At 68.8% G+C, this 22,870-nt stretch carries 20 protein-coding genes; 3 read left to right on the top strand and 17 right to left on the bottom strand.

The features are described from left to right. The first annotated feature begins 1 nt into the window (after nt 1). Nucleotides 2-784 carry a hydrogenase nickel incorporation protein HypB gene (hypB, locus tag ACUZ2Y_RS27285; protein ID WP_476324222.1) on the top strand — a complete coding sequence of 261 codons (783 nt, stop codon included), beginning with the start codon at nt 2-4 and terminating at the stop codon, nt 782-784. Further along, nucleotides 753-1,118: a hypothetical protein gene (locus tag ACUZ2Y_RS27280; protein WP_476324220.1), complete on the top strand. Its 366-nt coding sequence runs from the start codon at nt 753-755 to the stop codon at nt 1,116-1,118. Before hypB ends, ACUZ2Y_RS27280 begins: the two co-directional genes overlap by 32 nt. Here the strand turns inward: ACUZ2Y_RS27280 and hypF are convergent. The 15 genes from hypF to ACUZ2Y_RS27205 all read right to left on the bottom strand — a co-directional run bounded on the left by hypF (nt 1,100) and on the right by ACUZ2Y_RS27205 (nt 17,768). Next, nucleotides 1,100-3,367 (bottom strand): carbamoyltransferase HypF, encoded by a 2,268-nt coding sequence (gene hypF, locus ACUZ2Y_RS27275; protein ID WP_476324218.1) that lies wholly within the window; start codon nt 3,365-3,367, stop codon nt 1,100-1,102. The two genes, ACUZ2Y_RS27280 and hypF, sit on opposite strands and share 19 nt — an antisense overlap. Before the next feature lie 149 nt (nt 3,368-3,516). Continuing rightward, nucleotides 3,517-4,536, bottom strand: coding sequence for a gluzincin family metallopeptidase (locus ACUZ2Y_RS27270; RefSeq protein WP_476324216.1), 1,020 nt, complete (start codon nt 4,534-4,536; stop codon nt 3,517-3,519). A 211-nt stretch (nt 4,537-4,747) separates the two neighbouring features. After that, nucleotides 4,748-6,436: a fatty acyl-AMP ligase gene (locus tag ACUZ2Y_RS27265; protein WP_476324214.1), complete on the bottom strand. Its 1,689-nt coding sequence runs from the start codon at nt 6,434-6,436 to the stop codon at nt 4,748-4,750. Then, nucleotides 6,433-9,162 (bottom strand): aminotransferase class III-fold pyridoxal phosphate-dependent enzyme, encoded by a 2,730-nt coding sequence (locus tag ACUZ2Y_RS27260; protein ID WP_476324212.1) that lies wholly within the window; start codon nt 9,160-9,162, stop codon nt 6,433-6,435. The genes ACUZ2Y_RS27265 and ACUZ2Y_RS27260 overlap by 4 nt, the downstream gene beginning before the upstream one ends. Further along, nucleotides 9,159-9,419 (bottom strand): acyl carrier protein, encoded by a 261-nt coding sequence (locus ACUZ2Y_RS27255; RefSeq protein WP_476324210.1) that lies wholly within the window; start codon nt 9,417-9,419, stop codon nt 9,159-9,161. Before ACUZ2Y_RS27255 ends, ACUZ2Y_RS27260 begins: the two co-directional genes overlap by 4 nt. 74 nt (nt 9,420-9,493) lie before the next feature. Beyond that, the gene (locus tag ACUZ2Y_RS27250) at nt 9,494-10,015 is read right to left on the bottom strand and encodes a 4'-phosphopantetheinyl transferase superfamily protein (RefSeq protein ID WP_476324208.1); all 522 of its coding nucleotides are present in this window, start codon (nt 10,013-10,015) and stop codon (nt 9,494-9,496) included. A 71-nt stretch (nt 10,016-10,086) separates the two neighbouring features. Then, complete coding sequence (locus ACUZ2Y_RS27245) at nt 10,087-10,359, bottom strand: acyl carrier protein (RefSeq protein WP_476324207.1); 273 nt, start codon at nt 10,357-10,359, stop codon at nt 10,087-10,089. After that, nucleotides 10,352-11,218: an alpha/beta fold hydrolase gene (locus ACUZ2Y_RS27240; RefSeq protein WP_476324205.1), complete on the bottom strand. Its 867-nt coding sequence runs from the start codon at nt 11,216-11,218 to the stop codon at nt 10,352-10,354. Before ACUZ2Y_RS27240 ends, ACUZ2Y_RS27245 begins: the two co-directional genes overlap by 8 nt. After that, nucleotides 11,218-12,204, bottom strand: a complete 987-nt coding sequence (locus ACUZ2Y_RS27235) for an NAD(P)H-dependent flavin oxidoreductase (RefSeq protein WP_476324203.1) — start codon at nt 12,202-12,204, stop codon at nt 11,218-11,220. Before ACUZ2Y_RS27235 ends, ACUZ2Y_RS27240 begins: the two co-directional genes overlap by 1 nt. Further along, entirely contained in the window at nt 12,204-13,031 is an 828-nt protein-coding gene (locus tag ACUZ2Y_RS27230; RefSeq protein ID WP_476324201.1) for an aminoacyl--tRNA ligase-related protein, read from the bottom strand. Before ACUZ2Y_RS27230 ends, ACUZ2Y_RS27235 begins: the two co-directional genes overlap by 1 nt. Next, the gene (locus tag ACUZ2Y_RS27225; RefSeq protein ID WP_476324199.1) at nt 13,028-13,273 is read right to left on the bottom strand and encodes a hypothetical protein; all 246 of its coding nucleotides are present in this window, start codon (nt 13,271-13,273) and stop codon (nt 13,028-13,030) included. Before ACUZ2Y_RS27225 ends, ACUZ2Y_RS27230 begins: the two co-directional genes overlap by 4 nt. Further along, on the bottom strand, nt 13,270-14,151 hold the full coding sequence (locus tag ACUZ2Y_RS27220; protein WP_476324198.1) for a diiron oxygenase: 882 nt from the start codon (nt 14,149-14,151) through the stop codon (nt 13,270-13,272). Before ACUZ2Y_RS27220 ends, ACUZ2Y_RS27225 begins: the two co-directional genes overlap by 4 nt. A gap of 38 nt (nt 14,152-14,189) precedes the next feature. Continuing rightward, on the bottom strand, nt 14,190-15,164 hold the full coding sequence (locus tag ACUZ2Y_RS27215; protein WP_476324196.1) for a hypothetical protein: 975 nt from the start codon (nt 15,162-15,164) through the stop codon (nt 14,190-14,192). A gap of 403 nt (nt 15,165-15,567) precedes the next feature. Beyond that, nucleotides 15,568-15,894 carry a hypothetical protein gene (locus ACUZ2Y_RS27210; protein WP_476324194.1) on the bottom strand — a complete coding sequence of 109 codons (327 nt, stop codon included), beginning with the start codon at nt 15,892-15,894 and terminating at the stop codon, nt 15,568-15,570. A gap of 74 nt (nt 15,895-15,968) precedes the next feature. Further along, nucleotides 15,969-17,768: a carbamoyltransferase family protein gene (locus ACUZ2Y_RS27205; protein ID WP_476324192.1), complete on the bottom strand. Its 1,800-nt coding sequence runs from the start codon at nt 17,766-17,768 to the stop codon at nt 15,969-15,971. A gap of 459 nt (nt 17,769-18,227) precedes the next feature. On the opposite strand from ACUZ2Y_RS27205, the gene ACUZ2Y_RS27200 reads away from it, so the two are divergent. Continuing rightward, the gene (locus ACUZ2Y_RS27200) at nt 18,228-19,199 is read left to right on the top strand and encodes an alpha/beta hydrolase (RefSeq protein ID WP_476324190.1); all 972 of its coding nucleotides are present in this window, start codon (nt 18,228-18,230) and stop codon (nt 19,197-19,199) included. A gap of 105 nt (nt 19,200-19,304) precedes the next feature. On the opposite strand, the gene ACUZ2Y_RS27195 is transcribed toward ACUZ2Y_RS27200, so the two are convergent. Together ACUZ2Y_RS27195 and ACUZ2Y_RS27190 are read right to left on the bottom strand one after the other, a co-directional pair. After that, nucleotides 19,305-21,053: a fatty acyl-AMP ligase gene (locus ACUZ2Y_RS27195; RefSeq protein WP_476324188.1), complete on the bottom strand. Its 1,749-nt coding sequence runs from the start codon at nt 21,051-21,053 to the stop codon at nt 19,305-19,307. 963 nt (nt 21,054-22,016) lie between these two features. Next, nucleotides 22,017-22,607, bottom strand: coding sequence for a response regulator transcription factor (locus tag ACUZ2Y_RS27190; RefSeq protein WP_476324186.1), 591 nt, complete (start codon nt 22,605-22,607; stop codon nt 22,017-22,019). Nucleotides 22,608-22,870 lie beyond the last annotated feature (263 nt).

Below are 22,870 nucleotides of genomic sequence, written 5' to 3'. Positions count from 1 at the left end.
GGTGTGCGCGACCTGCGGGTGCGGCGACGACGCCGGGGTGCGGATCGAGACCCCGGGCCACGGGCACGGCCACGGGGTGCCGCGCACGGTGCTGCTGGAGCAGGACGTGCTCGCGAAGAACAACCACCTGGCCGAGCACAACCGCGGGTGGCTGCGGGAGCGGGGCATCCTGGCGCTGAACCTGATGAGCTCGCCCGGCGCGGGCAAGACGACGCTGCTGGAACGCACCGTGCGCGAGATCGGCGCGGAGCTACCGATCTCGGTCATCGAGGGCGACCAGGAGACAATGCTCGACGCACACCGGATCAAGGCCACCGGGGCGCCCGTCGTGCAGATCAACACGGGGGCGGGCTGCCACCTCGACGCCGACATGCTCGCCCGCGGGCTCGCCGAGCTGGAACCGGCGCACGGGTCGGTGCTGTTCATCGAGAACGTCGGCAACCTGGTGTGCCCGGCCCTGTTCGACCTCGGCGAGTCCGCCCGGGTGGTGGTCACCTCGGTCACCGAGGGGCCGGACAAGGCACTGAAGTACCCGCACATGTTCGCCACCGCGGACCTGGTGCTGCTCAACAAGATCGACCTCACGCCGTATCTGGACTTCGACGTGGACGCGTTCATCCGGGACGCCCGGACGGTGAACCCGCGGGTCGAGGTGCTGCCGATCAGCGCGACGCGCGGCGACGGCTGCCAGGACTGGCACCGCTGGCTGCGCGGACACCTGGCATCCGGGCTCGACAGGGAAGGGAAGGACAATGTCCGAGAAACCAGGCCGGTTCGACGGTGACGACCAGCACGGCTGGTCACCCGACATCGGCACCGAGGGCGACGAGGCACGGCGTGGCGTCGACAAGGCGATGGACGGGCCGGGGGGCGGCCGCGGCGAGGGCCGCGAGAGTTCCAAGGCCGAGCGGGAGGGCGTGGACTCCACCGACACCGAGCCGGATTCCCCGCACGGCGCGGGCGATTCCACCACCCGCGGGGCCGAGGAGCAGCCCGACAACAGCGAGACCGAGGGGTACAAGGGCAAGTCGCAGCGCCCCTACGGCCGCACCGACGAGGACGACGACGGGGTCGCCGACGACGACAGCTCCGCCGGGAATCAGGGTGGCGGCGGCTGACCGCGGTCGAGTTCGGCGGCCACGGCGACCTGGCCGAGGCTGATGCCGCCGTCGTTGGTCGGGACCCGGTGATGGGTGAGCACCCGCAGGCCCGCGTGCTCCAGCAGGGTCACCGTGCGGTCGAGCAGCAGGAGGTTCTGGAACACGCCACCGGAGAGCGCGACGACCTCGATCCCGGTGGTGTCCCGCAGGCGCAGGCAGGTTCGGGCGATGGCCGCGGCGAGCCCGTTGTGGAACCGGGCCGCGACCACCGGGCGCGGCACCCCGGCGCGCAGGTCGTCCACACAGGACCGCAGCAGGTCCACACCGGACACCGTGATCGGGCCGCCGCCGACGAGCTCCGCGGGGTAGGCGCCGTCCTCGGCCGAGTCGGCGAGCTGCTCCAGCTCGACCGCGGCCTGCCCCTCGTAGTTGATCGTGTCGCGCACTCCCAGGATCGCCGCGGCGGCGTCGAACAGCCTGCCCGCGCTGGACGTCCTGGGTGAGTTCACCCCGGAGCCTGCCAGGGCGACCACGTCCGCCCACCGCCGTGCGTTGCGCCGCACCACGTCGAGGTCGTCGGTCACCTCGTCGCCGAGGTAGGCCGCGGCCATCCGCCAGGGTTGCCGGATCGCGGCCGCGCCGCCGGGCATCGCGACGGTGGCCAGGTGCCCGAGCCTGCGGAAACCGGCCAGGTCCGCCACGAGGAACTCGCCGCCCCACAGCGTGCCGTCCGTGCCGTAGCCCAGGCCGTCGAAGGCCACGCCGATCACCGGGCCGCGCTCCCGGTTGTCGGCCAGGCAGGACGCGATGTGCGCGTGGTGGTGCTGGACGCCGACCAGTTCGACCCCGGCCAGGTCGAGGGCGTACTTCGTGGACAGGTACTCCGGGTGCAGGTCGTGGGCGACGAGCACCGGGTCGATGTCGAACAGCGCGCGGAAGTGCGTGATGCCCTCGGTGTAGGACCGCAGGGTCTCGTAGTTCTCCAGGTCCCCGATGTGGTGCGACAGGAACGCGTGGGTGTCCTTGGCCAGGCAGAAGGTGTTCTTCAGCTCCGCGCCGCAGCCGAGCACGTGCCTAGGCGCCGGACGCGCCAACGCCACCGGCTCCGGGGTGTAGCCGCGGGAACGCCGCTGCACCTGTTCACGGCCCCGGAAGGGACGGACCACCGAGTCGTCGGTGCGGATGTGGATGGCGCGGTCGTGCAGGAGGAACGCGTCGGCGACGCCGGACAGCCGCGCCACCGCCTCCTCGTCGCGGAACACAATCGGCTCGTCGGAAACGTTCCCGCTGGTCAACACGATCGGCCTGCCCCGCCCGGCGAGCAGCAGGTGGTGCAGCGGCGTGTAGGGCAGCATCACACCAAGCTGCCGGTTCTCGGGCGCCACCGACGGTGCGACCGGGGCGTGCGGCACCCGAGGCAGCAGCACGATCGGCCTGCGCCTGCCAGTGAGGGCCCGCTCCGCGACCTCGTCGACCACGCAGAGCCGCCGGGCGGCCGACACATCCGAGACCATCACGGCGAACGGCTTGTCCTCCCGGTGCTTGCGCCCACGCAGCGCGGCGACCGCGGTCTCGTCACCCGCGTCCGCGGCCAAGTGGTAGCCACCCAACCCTTTGACCGCGACCACCGCGCCCGCCCCAAGCAGCTCCACAGTGGACTCCAGCGGGTCGCGGACAACGTGGCCGTCGACGAGCAGCCGTAGCGTCGGGCCGCAGGCGGGGCAGCACACGGGTTGGGCATGGAATCGACGGTCCGCCGGGTCGTGATACTGCCGTGCACAGGCGGCGCACATCGGGAAAGCGGCCATTGTCGTCAATGGACGGTCGTAAGGAACACCGCGCACAATGGTGAATCGTGGCCCGCAGTTGGTGCAATTGATGAACGGATACCGGTACCGGCGGTCCCCGGGATCGGCCAACTCTGCCAGGCAATCGGCGCAGGTCGCGCTGTCGGCCGACACCAGCGTCGCCGCGCCGCCACCTGCCGGGCTCGCCACGATGTCGAACCCGGCCCCGCCCACGGCTTCGATCTCGTCGGCGTGCACGGCCTCGATCACCGCCAGCGGTGGGGCCTGCGACCGCACCGACGCCAGGAACTCGGCCGCCGCCCGGTCACTTCCCTCGATTTCGACGAACACGCCCGCGGAGTCGTTGCCGACGTGCCCCGCCAACCGGAGCCGGGAGGCCAGGGCGTGCACGAAGGGGCGGAACCCGACGCCTTGGACGACACCCTCGATGCGTATCGCCAGCCTTACCTGTCGCACCACCCATCCAGTGTCGAGCACCTGGGGCCGCCGGTCGACTCGAGAAGTCCGTTCACCGGGTAGGTCGCTCAGCGCGATGCTCCGCCGATTCGTGGCGGAGCGGCGTGTGGAACCGGCGTAGCGTCCGGGTGGTGGCAGGCGCCGGGTCGCGATCAGTGCGGTACCCGACATCCCGCCGCGACATGATCATTGGAGGCGGTCGTGAGTGCTGACCGACGTGCGCAGCTGGTAGCGCTGCTGCCCGCCTGGGACGGCACCGCGTCGCTGTTGCACGGGATCTGCGAGGTGTGCGTATCAGAACTCGCCGTCTCGGGAGCGCTCGTGCGGCTGCTGGGCGCGTCCAACGGCAGCGGTGGTGGTGCGATCAGGTCGCCGGAAGACACCGTTGGCGCCAGGCTGAACGATCTGGCCTTGACAGTCGGACAGAGCCCCTGCGTCGAGGTCGACTCCCGCACGGTGAACCGATCGATGCCGATCATGGTGGCGGACGGGGCGATCGGCGTGCCCTCGGCCCAGGTGACCGTCGTCGACTGACCGGTCCGGGCCGATTCGCGGACGCCGTTGGACACCACTGTCCAGCCGTTCGGCACGGTCGCGGTGACACGCGACGTGGCCTTGTCGGCGGTGGTGTCGTTGACCGTCGCCGAGTGCGGAGCGCCCGCGGCGAAGGCCCCTCCCGACATCGAGGGCCGCCACCCGGTCCAGCCACGGGGCGTCAACTCGGCCTGCGGCCGTCCACAGTAGACAACCGTCACGGTGAACGTCGCACCGTCGGCCAGCGCGGTCCGCGGGGTGATGACCAGTTCATGTTCCTTCACCCGGGTGAAGGAGGCGGGCACGCCGTCGACCTGGACACCGCTCACGGTGAGGCCGCGCAGATCGAGATTGAACCGACTGAGCCGCTGCGTCGTGACGGCGGTGACCTCGGTCCTGGCGTCGAGGTACCGGTTCGCCGGGTCGTAGGAAAGGGCGACCTCGTAGTGCGAGACGTCATAACCGCCGTTTCCGTCGGTCGGGTAGTAGGGGTCCACGCCCAACACCGTGCCGTTCGGCGCGACATGGACATAGCCGTCCGTGCCGACGGTGTCTTCCTGGGCGGCGGCCGGACACACGATCAGACCACACAACAGAAGGGTGGCAGGCACGCCGAGTCGCCGGAGGAGTACAGCCATGGGAAACCCTCTCGGAGAGGGACAGTTCCGCGCCAGTCTCGGTGACCGCACGCACCTGGCCCACTGCTATTTCCCCATGCCGCAACGTTATCCGCCTCCTGCGGCGACCTGGTGAAACCGTTGTGGCGGCTGATTTCTCACGCCGTCACGGAAGGCCCAAGTCGTCGACCTGGGCCTTCCGCGTCGCCGTCACGACAGTCCACTCAGGTGGTCAGGGGCGTGTCCAGCCATCGACGAACCGCCCGCGCGTGAGCGACCGCTGGACCTTGCCGCTTGTCGTCTTCGGGATGCTGCGCCGCGGCACCGTGTGGATCGCGACCGGGGGCACACCGGTGCGCGCGCTGACCGCGGAACGAATCGACGCCCGCAGTTCGTCGTGCTGTTCGGCGTCGAGGTCGGTCTCCACCACCAGGTGCAGTTCCTCGGAGTCACCGTCCTCGGCCCGGTACCCGACCGCGACGACACCGCCGAGCCGGACACCGGGCACCGTCTCGGCGGCCTGCTCGAAGTCCGACGGGAAGTAGTTCGCGCCGCGGATGATGACGAGGTCCTTGGCGCGACCCGTGATCCGCAGGCTGCCGTCGCGCAGGTAACCGACGTCGCCGGTCTTCCACCAGTCCGCGCCGTCGACAGCTTCGGCGGTCGCGTCCGGGAGGCCGAAATAGCCCACCGTGCGCGACGGCCCGCGGAACTGGATGTGGCCGATCCGGTTCTCCCCCAGCTCGGCGCTCTGGTCGTCGACGATCCGAATGTCCGTGCCCACCAATGGGATGCCGCAGTCGACAACACGCAAGGCGTGGGGGCTGTCCGCCTCGACGTCGACCACCCGCGCGTCGGCCACAGCGGCCTGGCGGTCGATCGTGTCGTACCTCATCGGATCGGCGCCCGGCGTCATGGTGATGCCCAGCACCGCCTCCGCCATGCCGTAGCAAGGCACGACGACGTTCGGCCGCAGGCCCCACTTGGTGAAGCGGTCGGTGAAGCGCTCGATCGTGGCGGGGTTGATCGGCTCCGCGCCGCAGAAGACCATCCGCCACGACGACAGGTCGACGCCCTCCATGTGCTCGTCCTTCACCCTGTCGGCCAGGTAGCCGTAGGCGAAGTTCGGCGCCGCGGCGGTCGTGCCGCGGAAGTGGCTCATCAGGTGCAGCCACTCCGCGGGCGCGCGCAGAAACCACGTCGGCGGCATGACCACGGCGCCGCTGCCCGTGTAGATCGGCAACAGCAGGCCCGCGACCAGGCCCATGTCGTGGTAGAGGGGCAGCCAGCTCACGCCGACGTCCTCGGCCGACCAACTGGTGGCGAGCGCGAGCTGCTCCAGGTGGGCGATCAGGTTGCCGTGCGTCACCATCACGCCCTTGGGCGTGCCGGTCGATCCGGAGGTGAGCTGGATGAACGCCAAGTCGTCAGGGCCAGGCAGGTGGACGGGGTGGGGTGCCACCTGCGCCGCGGCGGCCCGCGCGACCATGGCGTGGCCGTCGATCAGGACGGTGTCCGCGAGTTCGCCTGCCACCTCGATCATGGCCGCGGTCGTGACGACCGCGGCCGGCCGCAGATAGCCGACCAGCTCCTTGAGCTGGCCGTCGAAGCCCGCGGCGGCGCCGAACGTGGTCGGCAGCGCCACGGAGGCCGGGGCAGCGCCGCACACCTGAGCGCCGAAGAAGGCCGCCACGAACGGCCAACCCGCGGGCAGGCAGATCAGGATCCGGTCACCAGGGCCGATTCCGCGTTCGGCGAGGATCGCCGCGCTGCGGGCCACGAGGTCGAGCACGGCGTCATAGCGCCGTGGCTCCACCCGAGTGGGGTCCGGCACCATGGTCATCTCCGTGGTCGATCCGCTCTCGGCTCGGGCGACCAGTGCGTGGACGATGCTCAGGTGACGCGGTTGTAGGGAGATCATCGAATGCGCTCCTCGATTGTGTCGCTGGACCCGTTGACGAACCACGGCCGCACGGTCACCTCATCCGCGACGACGCGGGCCGGATACAGCCCGTGCCGCACGGCGAGTTCCCGGGCGGCACGCACGCCGGCCACGGAAAGGCCGCCGTACGAGGGACTCGGAGTCCGCGGTTCGAATCCGAGAAGAATCGTCTCGGCCATGCAGGAGTAGACAATCCCCGGCGGCAGCGTGATGCCGGGGAACCGCGGCGCCTGCCCGTCGGGAAGCTGGATCCGGCCACCGGACACCAGTGTCACGTTCGACAGGTTGGCCACCGCCGGGTGCACATCACCCGGCACCGCGAGGTCGCAGACGAGGACGTCCCGGTCACCCGCTAGGTGGCTCGGCAGAATCACCGGGTCGGCCGAGTTGGTCGCGCTGACAACGGTCGGGCAGTCCCGCAGGGCCGCGATGTCCTCGGCGATGGAGACGTCGGTCAGGTGCGACAGCCGCTCGGCGACGCCCGCCAGCCGACGGCCGGACCCCGGCCTGCCGACCAGCACCAGCTCATCGCAGTGCGGGGCGATGAGCTCGGCCATGACGGCGCCGATGTTGCCGAGGCCGCCGACGAGCCCGAGCCTGCGCGCTCCCGGGCCCGCCTGGGCCAAGTGCGCGCGCACCAGATCATAGGCGCAGGCCGCGGTCAGCGAGTTGCCCGAGGTGACCCTGACCTCGTTCTCCACCACGTCGCGACCGGCGCCGGTGACGATCGAGGTGTAGCCGCCGAGTCCGATGACGTCGGCGCCGAACCAGAACCCGAGGTCGACCGCGTCGAGCACGGTGCGGCGCAGCCAGGCGCCGTGGCCCGCGCGCTGCCCCTCCACCGCTTGGGCCGCCGTGAACGGCACGGCCACCACGTTGACCTCGACCGCGCGGCCGGTCTTGGAGAAGATCCGCCGCTGGACGACCTCGAACGGGCCCAACTCGCCGCAGATCCGGTCGACGGCCGCCTCGCATTGGTCCTCGGACCAACCCGCCAACTCCGGCGCCAAGGCGCGCAGAGAGGTCGCGGTGTCGAGGTTCGCGAGGAACACCACCCGGGGCACATCCTCATTGCGGCCGTCGCCGGGCCGCCGGTTCCCGCGCGGGTCCGGGACGTGCTGGCGCGGCCGCCAGATGCCGGTGGCCGCCACGGTGAGGTGGTCGAGCAGCGTCGCGTAGTCCCCCTTGGCCAGCAAGCCCGCCGCGTCGTCGAACGCGGCGACGACCCGGTCGATGTCGGCGGACTCCAGCAGCGCCGAGGGCTGCACGCGCAGCGTCTTCGTCGCGGACAGGGTCGGGATGACGCGGACGCGGTGTTCGTGCAACAGCCTGCCCGCGATCAGGAAGCCGAGCGTCTCCGAGTCGAACACCTGCTTCAGCAGCGCGGAGTCAGGCTTGGGCAGCGTGAACTCGACACCGAGCAGCAGGCCGCGCCCGCGCACCTCGACGATGGCCTCGGGCCAGCGCTTCGCGACCTCCGTGAGCCGGTCCCGCAGCTCGTCGCCGACCGCCACGATCCGGTCCTGGTATCGGACGCAAAGGTCGAGACCCGCCAGAGCGACCCTGGCCGACAGATCGTCGTCGGCGAAGGTCGAGGTGTGGTGGCGCCCGAACTCGGCGATGTAGCGGTTCTCGGCGACCAGCAGCGCCGAGATCTTGACCATGCCGCCACCGAGGGACTTCGAGAGCAGGTAGTAGTCGGCGACGACACCGGACGGCTCGGACGCGAGAAATGTCCCGGTGCGGCCCATACCGCACTGGATCTCGTCGAACACCAGGGCCGCGCCGTGCCGGTCGGCGAGCTCGCGCAGCGCGGCGAGCGTCGCGGCGGGCACCTCGCGCACACCGGACTCGCCCTGGATGGGTTCGACGAAGCACGCCGCGACCGGCGAGATGTGGCGGGTGGCCGAACGCGGCACGCCCGCGGCGTCGACGGTGACCGTGTCCAGTCGTACGCGCAGGGGGTCGAGCGCGGACACGACGGAGCGCGGAGTCCAGTCGTGCAGCCGGATCCGCCTGGGACCGTGGACGTGCAGGTCCTTCGGCACGTTGGCGCCGTGTGTCAGCGCGCCGGCCGCGGATGTCTTGCCGTGGAACGAGTCCTTGAGCGAGACGAAGACCGGCTCGGCCTTGCCCAGCTCCTCGACGCGCGCGATGGCCTCGGCCACCACCTCACCGCATGGCCGCCCCCGCGCGGGGCCGTCCGCGCACGGCACGTCGTCCACGCCGTCGCGCCGCAGCCTGCGCAGCGTCAGCTCGAACTCCTCCCGCAGCGCGCCGAGCCCGCGGCTGTGCTCGACCGACGCGTGCTTCACCGCGCCCTCGACGGCGTCGGCGCCGGTGCTGCCGAACGTGACGACGTAGCTCGCCCCGGTCGACGCGCCGACCATCGCCGAGAGCCGCTCGGCCAACTCACCCGCCCACGGGCGAACACTTCCCTGCGCGTTGAACGGCAGCCGCTCGTCGAGACTGCGCCGGGCGACCTCGACGAGGTCGGGGTGGTTGTGGCCGAACAGCGAGGATCCCGCGCCGCCGACCAGATCGAGCACCCGCTCGCCGGTGGCCGTGTCGTCGGCGCCGGCGGTGGGTTCGAGGGTCAGGTAGTCACCCTGGCCCGCTCGATATGTGACATCCAGGTTGAGTGCCCGGAAGAGCCTTGCTAGTTCGGGCCGGGTGTGCCGGGCGAAGCCGTTGGGAACGCTCATTTCTCACGGTGTCCTTGTCCGACCCGAACCGTCAGCGCCGCGGTGACCGTGGCCACCACGTCGCGCAGGGTCACCATCGATCCCGCCTGCTCGTCGCTGATGCTCACGCCGAACTTGTCCTCCATCTCCACGATGAGGTCCACGGAGCGCACGGAGTCGAGTCCGTAGTCCACAAGCGGGCGATCCGGGTCGAGTCCGGGCAGTTGCAGCCGCTGACGGAACAGCTCGTCAACGACATCGAAAATGTCGCGATCCATAGGTTGCTTCCTCTCACCCAACTCCACGCACACTGCTTGGCCCGTATGGGCGCGACCGAACACGACGGACCGCGTCACCGCCGTATCGCCACGGCGAGCGAGAGATGCGGCACAGACCGGACCCACACCGGCACGGATACACCTCGGTGGGACGCGACGAGCGTCCCGTCGATCCGGTCGAGCTCGATCCACCAGAACAAGAACTGATCCGACCCACCAAGGCCACCCTCGCCACCGAGAGAGCAGAGAGCCTTGAAGGCCGCCTCCTTCGCCGAGAACAGGTCCCGCGTGCTGTACGCCCCGGCGGGCCGCAGCAGCGCGTCGCGCTCCCGCTCGCGCAGGACGAACCTGGCCACGCGCGGACTGATCTCGGTGTCCTCGATGTCGACGCCCACCGCCTCGGCACCCGGGACGACCACCGCCACGGCCACGCTGCCCGTATGGGCGATGGCCCCGGCGAACCCCGCGGGAAACCTCGGCCTCCCATCGGGTTCACGCGGCACGACCAGGTCGGTGGACCCGGCCTCGGCCAGTGCCGCCGCGGCGGCGGCTCGGCCCGCCGCGGACTGCTCGCCCGGTCCGCGCGGCGGCCGCACAGGGCGCCACTGGAAGTGGGCACCCGGTGCGACACCGGCCGGAACCGCGGGCGCGAGCGACACCGCCGGCCCTATGCGGGCAGGGACGCGACGTGCCCGGCCAGCGAACTGATCGAGCGCAGGGCCTCCGGAGCCACGTCGTCCTGCCACTCGAAGCCGAACTCGTCCTCCATGGCCACCAACAGGCTCACCAGCGCGGTGGACGAGACTCCGCCCTTGCGCAGCGACACGGTGTCCGACAGATCGGTGACGAAGCTGTCGGGACCGAACAAGTCGACCAGGAGCGCGCGGATACGCGCCCTGGCGTCGACCACCGCATCGGATTCGGGCGCTGGATCAGGCACCGGCTTCGGCTTCCGCGACGAACTTCCGGATGATCGCCTGGAAGCCCATCGCATCGTCGAGGAAAGGCAGGTGACCCGCGCGGGGCATGATCTCGTAGCCGCCCTTGGGAAAGTGCGCGGCCAGTTCCTCGGCTCCCGAGTTGCTCAGCAGGATGTCGTCATCGCCGATGACGACCAGCGCCGGGCACTCGATCTGCTTGAGCAGTTCGGGACTGGTCTCGCCGGTCAGCGCCAGGTTGAGGCCGTTGGCGAGATCTTCCTTGGTGGACAGCGCGAGGAAGCTCTCCCGCAGGCCCAGGAAGCCGGGGGTGCCGAGCTCCTCGTTCATGTCCGCGCCGAACACCTCGGGGTAGAGGTGGTTGTACAGAGCGGCCATGCCGTGGTTCTCCAGGGTGAGCAGCCACGCCCGCTGGATCTGGCGGTGGCGGCGCATGCCCTTGGGCCCCAGAGCGGGCCCGGCGAGCACGATGCCCGCGACGCGGTCGGGGTAGGTCAGCGCGATGTCGCGGGCGAGGACGGTGGAGATCGAGGTGGAGACCAGGTAGGTCTTCTCGACCTCCAGGGCGTCGAGCAGGGCGATGGCGTCGGCGGCGTGCTGCCCCCAGGACGGGTACGTCTCCGGGTGGGTGGACTGCCCGTGGCCCGCGAGGTCGTAGCTGATGACGCGGTGGTCCTTGGCGAGGTCGTCGGTGAGGACACGCCACGTCGGGGTGGTCATGAAGAAGTTGTTGAGCGTGGTGACGACCGGGCCGTCACCGGCGGACTCGTGGTAGAGCTCGACGCCGTCGCGGACGCGGACCTTCAGGGTGTCCTCGCGGTACTTCAGGTCGAGCCGTTCGAGCACGTCGGAAGCTGACATCATCTTTCCTTTTCTGTTTCGGCGACTTCATGGCCCCGCAGGACACGGTCAAACGCGGCGACGATCTCCGCCGCCGAGGGTTCACGGGTGATCGCGTCACAGGACAGGCCGCAGTACATGGCCATCTCCTCGACGCGCCCGGTGGTCGAGTCGGTCGGCACCGCGGCGCTGAACCGCGGCACCAGGAACGACTTTCCTTCGATGGTCGTTCGGCCGATGAAGTTCTTGGCCTGCCCCGGGTTCTCGGTGACGGCGGTCGACAGCACCCGGTGCCGCCGATTCGGCCAACCGATCTCGTAGACACCGGTGATCACGGTGTCGGCCCCCGCGGCGCCGATCACCGCTTCCTTGAAGTACGGATGAGCCGCCGACTCGCGCGCGACGACGAACGCCGTGCCGAGCAGGACACCGTCGGCGCCCGCGGCCAGCGCCATGGCGGCGTCACCGGGCGACCCGATCCCGCCCGCGGCGACGACGCACGCGTCGGGCAGCCGCTCGCGCAGCCGCGCCACGAGCTCATCGCGCGTGACGTGGCCGAGCAGGTGTCCGCCCGCCTCGATGCCCTGGGCGACCACGACGGCGCCGCGCTCGGCGGCGTGCACGCCGTCCTCGACGGTGCCGACCTGGACCACCAGGCGCCTGCCCGAGGCGGCCACGCGGTCGAACACCGTCTCCTCGGGCATCCCGAACAGCGAGACGTAAACCGACTCCGGGGTCTCACCGAGCAGCTGCGCCAGCTGCTCGGTGAGCTCGTCGGGGCCGACGACCTCGGGGATGAAGTTCACCCCGACGGGCTTGTCCGTACCCGCGACCAGCCGCTTCAGCATGGTGGAGAGGTGCTCGCGGACGAGCTTGTAGCCGCCGACGCAGCCCGCCGCGCCCGCGTTCGACACGGCGACCGCGAGCTCCGGGTCGGAGACCCCGCCCATGCCCGCCAGCAGCACACCCACATCGACGCCGAGCGCCTCGGCCGCGGTGGTGCGCATCAGCCCAGCGCCTCGACGGCGGCCAGCGCGGCGACGGCGCCGCCGAACCGGTCGGTCAGGGTGTGGATCCATCGCTCCAGGCCGAAGGCGAGGCAGCTGGTGTGCGCCGTCTCCTCGCCAACCTGGATCGAGCAGCGCTCACCGAAGAAGTTCCGGTGGTAGTTGACCGAGCCGATCGCCAGGCCGTTGACCACGAACTCTTCCTTGACCGGGAACAGCTTCTGCATCTTCGCCTTGCCGCTGTTCTTGTCGAAGAACGGGTCGGTGGCGACCTCGATGCCGTACTCGATACCCAGCTCGACGAGCAGCGCGATCACGGCGTCCTTGGCGCGCGCCAGGTGCGCCTTGGCCGCGTCCTCAGGCCCGACGCACACGATCTCGCGCATCGTGAAGCCCAGCAGCCGCTGCAGACCGTTGTAGTGGTCCTCGTTGCGGAAGCAGGTTCCGACGGTCGTGCGCATGACGCCCTCGGCGGGCAGCACCGAGCCCGCGAGGTCGACGTAGACCGAGTAGCAGGAAGCGGACGGCAGCGCGAACGCGGTCGGCTCCATCACGTCCGGGCCGACGCGTTCCACCGGCCGCTCCGCGTCGGCCAGCGAAGCGCCGAGCCGGGCCGGGTCGAGCCGCACCGCGGCCAGGCCCAGGTGCGGGAAGTTGTCGTAGTAGTCGAACTTGTCCAGGTCCGAGCACCGGATCAGGTGCGGGTAGCGGAACTCCGGGGCGTCCCATCCGTCCGCGAGCCGCAGGAACACCGCCTCGATCGCGCGCAGCAGCCGCAGCTGGTCGCCGTCGAGAACGCTCAAGCCGTTGTCGGTCACCGTGTTCATCGCACCGTCTCCCGCGTGAAGAACCGGGCCTCGATCGCCTTCAAGGTCCGGAAGTCGTCCAAGTCGAGGTCCTCGGGGTCGATCGACTCGCCGGTGAGCTCTTCCAGCAGGAAGATGAACTCGACGAAGGCCAGCGAGTTGATGGCTCGGCTGTCGATCAGGTCCAGGCCGTCGGACAGAGTGTCCATTGTGGAATTGCGTTCCAGGATGAAGTCCCGGACCGCCCGCATCTGGTCGGTCATCGCTTGACCAGTTCCCTGCCGACGCCCACCTTGGACAGAAACTTCCTGGTGCGCTTGAGGATCTGTTCGTGCGCCTCGTGCCGCGCCGGGTGCTCGAGCGCGCGCCGCCGCAGCGCCAGCGCGTCCGGAATGCCCGCGTCGCGGTATGCCGCCGGGTTGTACAGGGTGCCGATGCTGTAGGTCAGGTAGCTCTCGAGGTACTCCGCGACCAGCGGCACCTCGTCCGGGTCGCGCTTGGCCACCTGCTCCAGCAGGTTCACGAAGATCATGCGGCCGAACGCGACGTGCCTGCTCTCGTCCTGGTGGTGCACCCGGTTGATCTCGCGGGCGATGACCGGCAGGTCCATGTCCGTGGCCATGTGCGCGTTGTAGTGGTCGACGATCTCCTCGAAGATCAGGATGCGCGCGAACACGATCAGCTCGCGGGCCACCGCCGACAGGTGCTCGACGGAGTCCGCCTTCAGCGACGGCTGCGCCGGGTAGAGCTTGCCGCCGTAGCGCAGGCAGAACTGCGCGAAGAACCACATGTGCTCGTTCTCCTCACCGATGAAGTGGTGGAGGAACTCCGAGACACCGGCATAAGTGCGGTCATGGATGCGCATGACCACCTCGCTCAACAGCTCACGGATGCCGTGGATGTTGAGGCTGAAGAAGTTGATCGCCTCATACCTGGTCAAAGCGATCTGCTGCTCGCGGGTGAGCTCGTCCCACATGGGGGTGCCCGCCAGCGTGGTGAGGCTTTCACTCATCCATGGCTTGTCCGGCTCGATGGCCTCGGGCCAGTCGAACATCGTGTACGGGTTGTAGTAACCCGACTCGGCCATCAGCTCCAGCCGGTCCAGCGCCAGGTCGATCGGCTCGATCTCACGTACTGCCATCTCAACTCTTTCCTACGGAGTGGCTCGACATTCCAGCGTCACCGCGTCGATCGGATATCCGCACGCACGTGAACCGGCACCGGTGAACCGCAGTCGTGATAGCCGAAGGAGGCATTACCGGAGGCGGTGGACGGGATCACCTTGTTGTAAGTCGATCCCTGGCACAGTTCCTGGAAGTCGCCGGTGGCGGGCGACAGCCGGGCGGCCAGTTGGGCCTTGGCGATGTCGACGGTCTTCACCGCGCCGTCGTCGTCGGTTACCTCGACGCACGCGTGCGGCAGGTCGAGAGCCCCGCCCAGGACGCCGCAGAACCAGCCGCGCTTCGCCTCGGCCGCATAGCCCGCGGCCCGGAACCGTTGCGCCAGCAGCAGACTCGCGGCGATGCAGCTGGTCGCGCCCAGCTCGTGCACCAACTCGTGGTCGGCCTGCATGGCGATGGGGATCATCTGCCAGCGGTAGCCCGAGTCCAGGTAGTCATGCACCAGGCCCCGCAGCCGAGGCGCGACCAGCGGCGTGCGGGCGCCGGTGGTGGTGACGGTGGCCGAGTACTCGCCGGAGGACGCCGCACTGGGCTCGATGACCTCGTGCACTTCGACGCGACCGCCGAAGCGCTCCACGTCGGGCACCTCCAGGCGCCACGGCGCCTCACCGCGACAGTCCACACAGTCCATCCGGACCCGGAAGTCCCAGGTCTTGTCGCGCAGCAGGTCGTCCATCGACTTGGTGGCGAAACGGAACAGCATCCGGAGGGCGAGCTCTGGCTGCGTGTTCCCCTTGCCCGAGTACATCCCGAGGTTGTAGAGGTCGTTGACGTCGAAGTGACGGACCCCGTCGCGGTCCTCGAACGGCAGGCCCGCGTCGACCAACCGGTCGAGCTCGGCCTGATCGCAGCGCAGCATCTCCCGCGCCACGATGTCCGACTGGGTTTTGTGGGAGTACTCCGCGGGAACGAACTCGATGGTGTCCGCCACCTTTTCCCAGTGCGTGCTCGCGGATGCGGCTTGCAACGACACAGTCCATCTCCCTGGGCAGAACGAAAGCCGACGATCGGCGCCACACCCGACACCCGGAAGAATTCGGACACCGGCGGCTACTGGTCCAGTTGATTGCGAAAACATTCCGTCGTCCCATATGACGCGGACCAACCGAACGATATCGACCGTACCAGCCGGACACGACGCGGCAACAGATTAGTTTCACATGGACACCCATGTGTTCCACATATACAGATTGGAGAAATCAATACCTGGTCGCGACCTCGGGATACCCGCCGTGCGCTGGACGCGCCGCGGACAACCCATTTCTTCGCAAGCACCGCCGGAAATGAATTCCGACCGGAGCCGGCTCGTGAAATCCTCGCCGCTCGGACTGGAATTCACCGTCGGCGCGATGGGGTCGAGCGAAATCGAGAGCTTGTCAGCTCTCGTCGGCGCGCGGCCCGCCGTCAACGACCACATGGGGCACGTGATGGGACCCGATGCGCTCCCGGGCGGCCCACTTGGTCGCCTCCACCGTGCTCCGGGCCAGACCGATGGCCTCATGCAGAAGCTCGGTGTGCGAGTGGTCGCCGTCCACGCTGCCCTGCTGCGTCCGTAGCAGGGCGGCCGCGCAAGTCAAGGCGTCGCACGCGGCGCTGACCTCGGGAACGCGCCACCCGCGCGAGTCCCGCAGTTCCACGGCGAGGTCTTCGAGCAGTTCGACGGCCAACGCGAAGTCCGCGGCCGCCTCGTGGGCAGTGCTCATGGGCGGGGCCTCATCACCTTCCTGACATGCGCTGGGACGCCGCGGCCCGACGTCCCAGCGATCCGGTCACGGGGTCACGCGGTCTTCTCGATCTTGGTGACGAGGTGGTTGCCGAGCAGCAGGTAGTCGATCTCGGTGCCGAGGAAGCAGTTCACCGCGTCGGCCGGGGCGCAGACGATCGGCTCGCCCGCGACGTTGAACGACGTGTTGATCAGGCAGGGAACACCGGTCAGCGAGGTGAACTCGCGCAGCAGCGCGGCCAGCCGCGGAGTCTCCTCGTCGGTGATGGTCTGCACCCGCGAGGTGCCGTCGACGTGGACCGCGCCCTGGATCTTCTCCCGGTACTCCTCCTTCACCGGGAACACGAAGGTCATGTGGGGCGAGGACTTCTTCTTGCCCATCTCGAAGACCTTCGAGGCTTCGGACTCGATCACCAGCGGCGCGAACGGGCGGAACGGCTCCCGGTGCTTGACGCGCAGATTGATAACGTCCTTGATGTCGGAGAAGCTCGGGTTCGCCAGGATGCTGCGGTGACCGAGCGCGCGGGGACCGTGCTCCATGCGGCCCTCGAAGTACCCGACGATGACCTTCTCGGTCAGCAGCTTGGCCACCTGGTCGACGACCTCGTCGTCGGTCAGCTTGGTCCACTCGACCTTGCCGGCGTAGTCCCGCAGGGTCGCCTCGACGGCTTCCTCGTCGTACTCGGGGCCGAGGTACGGGGTGACCGACTCGGGAGCCTTGACCTCGCCCTCGGCCGCGGGGTCGTTGACCCAGGCGTAGACGGCGGCGCCGATGGCGATGCCGGTGTCGCTGGCACCGAAGCTGACCGACATGTCCTCGAAGCGCGACTCCTCGAGCATCGGGGTGTTGTTCAGGCAGTTGAGCGCCACGCCGCCCTCGAACAGCAGGTGGGTCAGGTCGGTCTTCGACTCGAGTGCGCGCAGCTGGTGGTTGGTGACGGCCAGCAGCATCTCCTGCGCGGCGGCGGACACCGTCGACTGGTACTCCAGCGTGTCCTGGAACGGGCCGAAGTGCTCCTCGAACAACGGCTCGAAGCTGCGGGGGTTCTCCAGGTCATGCTGCCGGCAGAGGGTGTAGCGGCCGCTGTCCTCCAGCTTGACGACGTGCTCAAGGAACGGGTTGGGCGACGGCGCCTCACCGTAGCCCGCCATACCCATGACTTTGTACTCGTCGTTGTTCGGCACGAAGCCCAGGAAGCGGGTGATCGCGGAGAACAGCATGCCGATCGAGTCGTGCGCGGTGACCATCTGGTCGTCGAACAGCTTGATCTTGGCGTCGCGGATCTCACCGACCACCGACGAGAACAGCTCGGCGCGGCCGTCGCTGATGAGGAACGCCGCGTCCTTCATGCCGGCGAAGTACCAGCCGGTGGTGGCGTGGGCGAGGTGGTGGGGGACGAAGACGACCTTCTCGCGGTCCGGGGTGAAGCCGGTGCGGGCGGCGAAGTCGGCGAGGATCGCCTCCTCACCGAGGACGTGCATGAACAGCTGGCCGATCTTGTTCAACCGCGACAGCTTCTCCAAGGGGGCGAACGGCTGCATCGCGAGGTCGAACAGGGCGGCGTTGAAGACAAGTTCGTTGAAGCTCCACGGGATCGCGATCAGGTCGACGTCCTCGAACTTCACGCCCGCGTGGTCGAGCACCCACTTCACCGAGTTGACCGGGAAGTCGGAGGTCTTCTTCTCCCGGTTGAGGCGCTCCTCCTCCACCGCGGCGACGAGTTCACCGTTCACCAGCAGCGACGCGCCCGCGTCGTGGCCGAGACCGTAGTGCTTCTCCTTGCCGACCGCGTCATAGTGCTCGGCGAAGATCGCAGAGCTGCGGGAGAAACCGTTGCACCCCAAGACAATCATGACCAATGTTCCTTCTCTGTCGCACTGGGTCGCGGGCACACGGACGTCACGGAATGCGCCGTGCGGCAAGGAGCGACGAAATCATCAGGAAAGTATGAGTTCAGCGCACGTCAAATAGAGCGAACACACTCATTCTGCCGATTCCCGACCAGGCTACCAGCGCAAAACTCGCGCCAGCAATGTGAGAACCGCACCATCGCGGATGCAGTCCTCACGGGCGGCCCAGTTCGCCTGACCCGCGCTTACCCGCACGTCACCAGGGGTGCAATAGCGCGCATCCGTGGGCGGAAGATACACGAAGCGGGTCACATATTCGGGGATAATCGAACGAAAGAAGTCGACAGAAATGCTCGCGCTTGACAGCGTCGCCGCCTCCCGGTTCGATCGGGTGCGCGTCCCATCACAGAGTCCGGGTCAGCCGCGATCCTTCTCTCGAACCAATCCGCACAAGGGGCCGCCATGCCTTTGGACCGCATCCTCCGCAACCTGATCACCTGGCAGCGCGCCGACGGCCCGCCGACGCCGCTCCGCGCTCTGTCCATTGAGGACGCCCGCGCCCGGTACCTGGCGAACGCGGTCCGTCCGCGCCGCGGCGGCGGCCCGGCTGACACGGTCACCACCGTCGACCGGACGATCGACGCCGCGGACGGTTCGTCAATCCGGGCGAGGGTGTACCACCCGGACACCGAGCCGACCATGTCGCTCACCTTCCTGCACGGCGGCGGCTGGGTCGTCGGCGACATCGACAGCCACGACTGGGCCGTCCGCATCATGGCCGCGGCGCTGGGCGCGGTCGTGGTCTCCGCGGACTACCGGCGTGCGCCGGAGTTCCCGTACCCGGTCCCGCTGTACGACGCGATCGCCGCCGCGCGGTGGACAGCCCAGGAGTTCCCGGACCTCCCGCACGTCCTCGCGGGCGACAGCGCGGGCGCGCACCTGTCAGTGGGCGTGGCGCTCGACGCGCGCGACAACGGCGGCCCCCGGTTCGCGGCGCTGCTGTTGCTGTACCCGCCGACGGATCCGAGCCTGCGGCTGGCCGCGGCGTGCGAGTATCCCGAGGGGTACTTGCTTTCCGTCGACGACATGGCCCACCACTACGACCTCTACGTCCCGGACCCGGCCAGGCGCGGCGACCCCGCGGTCGACCTGCTCGGCGCGGACCTGCGCGACCTGCCGCCCGCGGTGGTGGCCACGGCGGAGTTCGACCCGTTGCGCGACGAGGGCATCGCCTTCGCCGAGCGGTTGGCCGCCGCCGGGGTGCACGCCAGGCAGGTGCACGGCCCGGGACTGGTGCACGGCTATTTTCTGATGCAGGACGTCGTGCCCGCCGCGGCCAAGTGCGCCCAAGGCGTACTCGACGAGCTGACCGCGATGCTGGCGGCGCCGCACGACGTGGCCACCGCGCGACTCGACGCGGTCCCAGGCCACTGACACCCACGAATCGGGGGCGCTCCGGCTGGAGCGCCCCCGATTCTGGTGGCTCACCGGCGAACGTCGGCCTGGCATCGGCGTCGACGTCGCCGGATCCACCAGCCGTCAAACGCTCGCGGGTTCCCGGCGCCGCGCCCGCAGCGCCTCCACCACCCAAGGTTCGTAGTCGGCGTAGACGGCTGTCAGCTCGTCGGCCAGGAGCATCCTGCGCATCGTCGCGCGCTGGATCTTCCCGCTCGTGGTCCGGCGCACCGCGGCCCGCCGCAGCAGGCCGATACCGTCGACCGGGACGCCGAACTCGCCGACGACCGTCGCGCGGATCCGCTCCGCGAGGGCGCGCAGGCGGTCGGCGGTCGGCCGCCCGCTGATCTCGTGGATGACGATCAGGGCGTCCGTCGCGGCGTCGGCCTCGCCGAGCGGCACGCTGAATACGGCGCCGACCGAGCCGAGCTCGGGGTGACGCGACCGCAGTGTCCGCTCGATGTCCTGCGGCGAGAACTTGCGTCCGGCCACGGTCACCAGTTCGGCGCAGCGACCGGTCACGTAGATCTCACCGTCGTACACCGTGCCAAGGTCGCCGGTGCGCAGGTAGCCGCCCGCCGTGCGGGCGGACTCGTCGGCCACCTCGTCGTTCCAGTACCCGGCGGCCACGCTGCCGCCGCGCAGGCAGATCTCGCCGATCGAGCCGGGTGGCAGTGGCTCGGCGGTCGTCGGGTCGACGATCAAGACGTCGAACGTGTGCGGTGTCCCGCAGCTGACCATCCCGACCCCGCCGTCGGCGGCGACGAAGCGCTGCCGCTCAAGCAGATCAGGGTCCACTGTGGTCACCTTGGGCCGCCGGTACGCCTCACCCGAGATGTAGACCGTGGCCTCGGCCATGCCGTAGCACGTGGTCAGCACGTCGTCGCGCAGCCCGGCGGACACGAAGCGCTCGATGAACCTGTCGAGTGTGGCGGGCCGCACGGGTTCCGCGCCGATCGCGGAGAACCGCCACCTGGACAGGTCCAGTTCGGCGACCTGCTCGTCGGTGATCCGGGTCCGAACCAGGTCGTAGGCGAAGCTGGGTCCCGCGGACGAGTGGATGCCGTACTTGTCGATCAGCCGCATCCACAGGTGTGGGCGCTTGAGGAACGACGCGGGGGGCATCAGCACGCAGCAGGTGCCGACCAATAAGGCGGGAAGAAGCTGACCGAGCAAGCCCATGTCGTGGTACAGCGGCAGCCACCCGCCCAACCGCGTCTCGCGGTTCAGGCCGCACATGGCGCGCTGGTTCGTCACGTTGTGCAGGATGTTGCCGTGGCTGAGCATCGCGCCCTTCGGCGCGCCTGTGGTGCCCGAGGTGTACTGGAGCATCGCGAGCGCCGAGCGGTCGAGTTCCTCCGGCTGCCAAGAGCCCGCGTCCGGCAGGTCGCCGCCGTCAGTCGCGACCACTGGTGTCCCGAGCCCCTCGGCCCGCGCCCAGTCCGCGACGGAGAGGAAGTTCTCGGAGTCGGTGAGGATGGCGCACACACCGGCGTTCTCCGCGATGCCCTGCACACGCGACTGCTCCTCGCGGTAGCGGCCGGGCAACGGCGCGGGCACGGCGACCATTCCCGCGTAGAGACAGCCGACCAAGGCCGCGACGAAATCGACGCCGGTCGGGTAAAGCAGCAGCAGCCGCTCCCCCACTGGGAACCTGGCGCGCAGCGACGCGCCGACTTTCCTCGCCTCGGAGTCGAGCCGGGCGTATGACCACCGGGTGTCGTCGTTATCGTCCACGTCGTGCACGACGATCACCGCCAGGTCCTCGGGCACCGCGCGGGCGTGATCTTGAATCACCGCGGCGACGTTTGTGGCGTTCAGCAAATCGACCATGGAGCTGGTTTCTCCTTCTTCCGCGCGCAAGGCTGGGCGACTCCGGGAGAAGCACCGGTCGGGCACTTCCGGGATCGATCCATTGACGGATGGCGCGAACGGGGTTGGGTACGCCACTAGGCCCGCCCACCGGAACAGGGCGCGGCGGAGCATGGCGATCCTCGAGTTCCGAGAAACGCCAAAGGGAATATGCGAGTGAGGTGCCCGAGGCTGAGTGCGAGCTCGCCGGGAAGACCTCGATGGGACCGGCACCGGGTGAGAGCCGCTGTCGAGCACCGGCGCACGCGGCTACGCCGCGCCGCGGACCCTACTCATCCGAACGAGTCCTCGCGGACGTCTTCCAGCACGTCACGCCGTCCAGGGCCGCGGAAAGAGAGCCGGGGCACGCCGTCCGCGACGGGCGCGGGCGCGATTCCCGCACCCAGGTCGCCACTAAACGGCGCGGAATGTCGAGCACTGATCCGCGGTACTCGATGTTTTCGGCTCCGACCCCGAACAATTCGGGGGGCGAGCGCGTCGACACTCATTTTCAGCCTTCCATCGGGATGTCCCGACTGGAGGGACATCGCCCCAGCAGAACAGCCGCATTGACTCGATTCGAGGCTAGCACGAATCTGCTTAACCATCGGCAAGTCGCTCGACAAAGGTGCGGATCGCGCGGACGCGTATTAGGAACGCATCGGTAACAATTACCGATGCAGCGGACTCGATCGTAATGTGGACATACATCGCCCGCTTGGCGCAAGTAGTCGATAACAACGTCTCGACACTCGGACGGAACTTGCGAAACCGATCGCGCTCGCGATAGCGTGAGACACAGCCGCTCAATGGGATTCGCTGCCCGCACGAGCGGACAGCGAATCCCTGAGCCACATCGTGGCGGTGAACGATCGGGAGCACATCTACTGGGAGGTCAGCGCCAGGCCACGCCTGGCGGCGATAGATTTTCAGAGAAAAGCCGGCTCAGATCCAGTACGAGGCCCTGGCAATCCGCAGCGCGTCGATGCGGTTGCGGGCGCCCAGCTTCGCCACCACTGACGAGAGGTAATTACGGACCGTTCCCTCGGATAGGTGCAAGCGCGACGCTATTTCGACCACGGCGTCTCCCCGCGCCACATATTCGAGCACCGACAGTTCCCTGAGTGTCAGTGGACAGTTCTCGTTGCCGAGCGCCGCGACGGTGAGTTCCGCGTCGAAAACGCGTTCACCCTGGTGTACCCGGTGGATCGCGTCGAAGAACTGGCGCGGCGGCGCGCTGCGCTGCACCATCCCGTCGACGCTGCCGGTGAAAGCCTGGCGCACGACCGACCGCGTGAACGCGGTCGCCAGCAGCAAACTGCGACACCCTGGCAGCGCGGCGACCTTCTCGGCGACGGCCAGAACGCCGTCGTCCGCGCCCTCAAAGCTGACGATCACGACGTCCGGCCTGTGTAACTCAGCGAGGTCCAGGGCGTCGAGACTGGTGTCGGACGCCCCTACAACGTGGATCTCGTCGCTTTGCTCCAGTAAGGCGGTAAGCGCGAAGCGAGAAAGATGCACGTCGTCGGACACCATTACATTGATCCCCATTATTTTCTCCCCTGTTACGATCCCACTATTGATCGGAAACGCACCTCTGGAACCGGATTCTACGCGTTCGAACCGACCACGCTCAATCGCGCACTCAGCCCAACGAACCCCCTTGATCGCCGTTCACAGCCCCTTATGGTAAGTACTCGGGACAGCGATCGGCGACACACCGACATTTCGCGCCATCGAAGTGTCGAGTTGTATTTTCGGCCGATTTCAGCCAATCCGGCACCCATCGTCACATAGCG

The sequence above is a fragment of the Actinokineospora sp. UV203 genome, assembly GCF_056323665.1.
The sequence above is the reverse complement of the archived record's forward strand: the minus strand, read 5'-3'. Positions and strand labels throughout refer to the sequence as shown.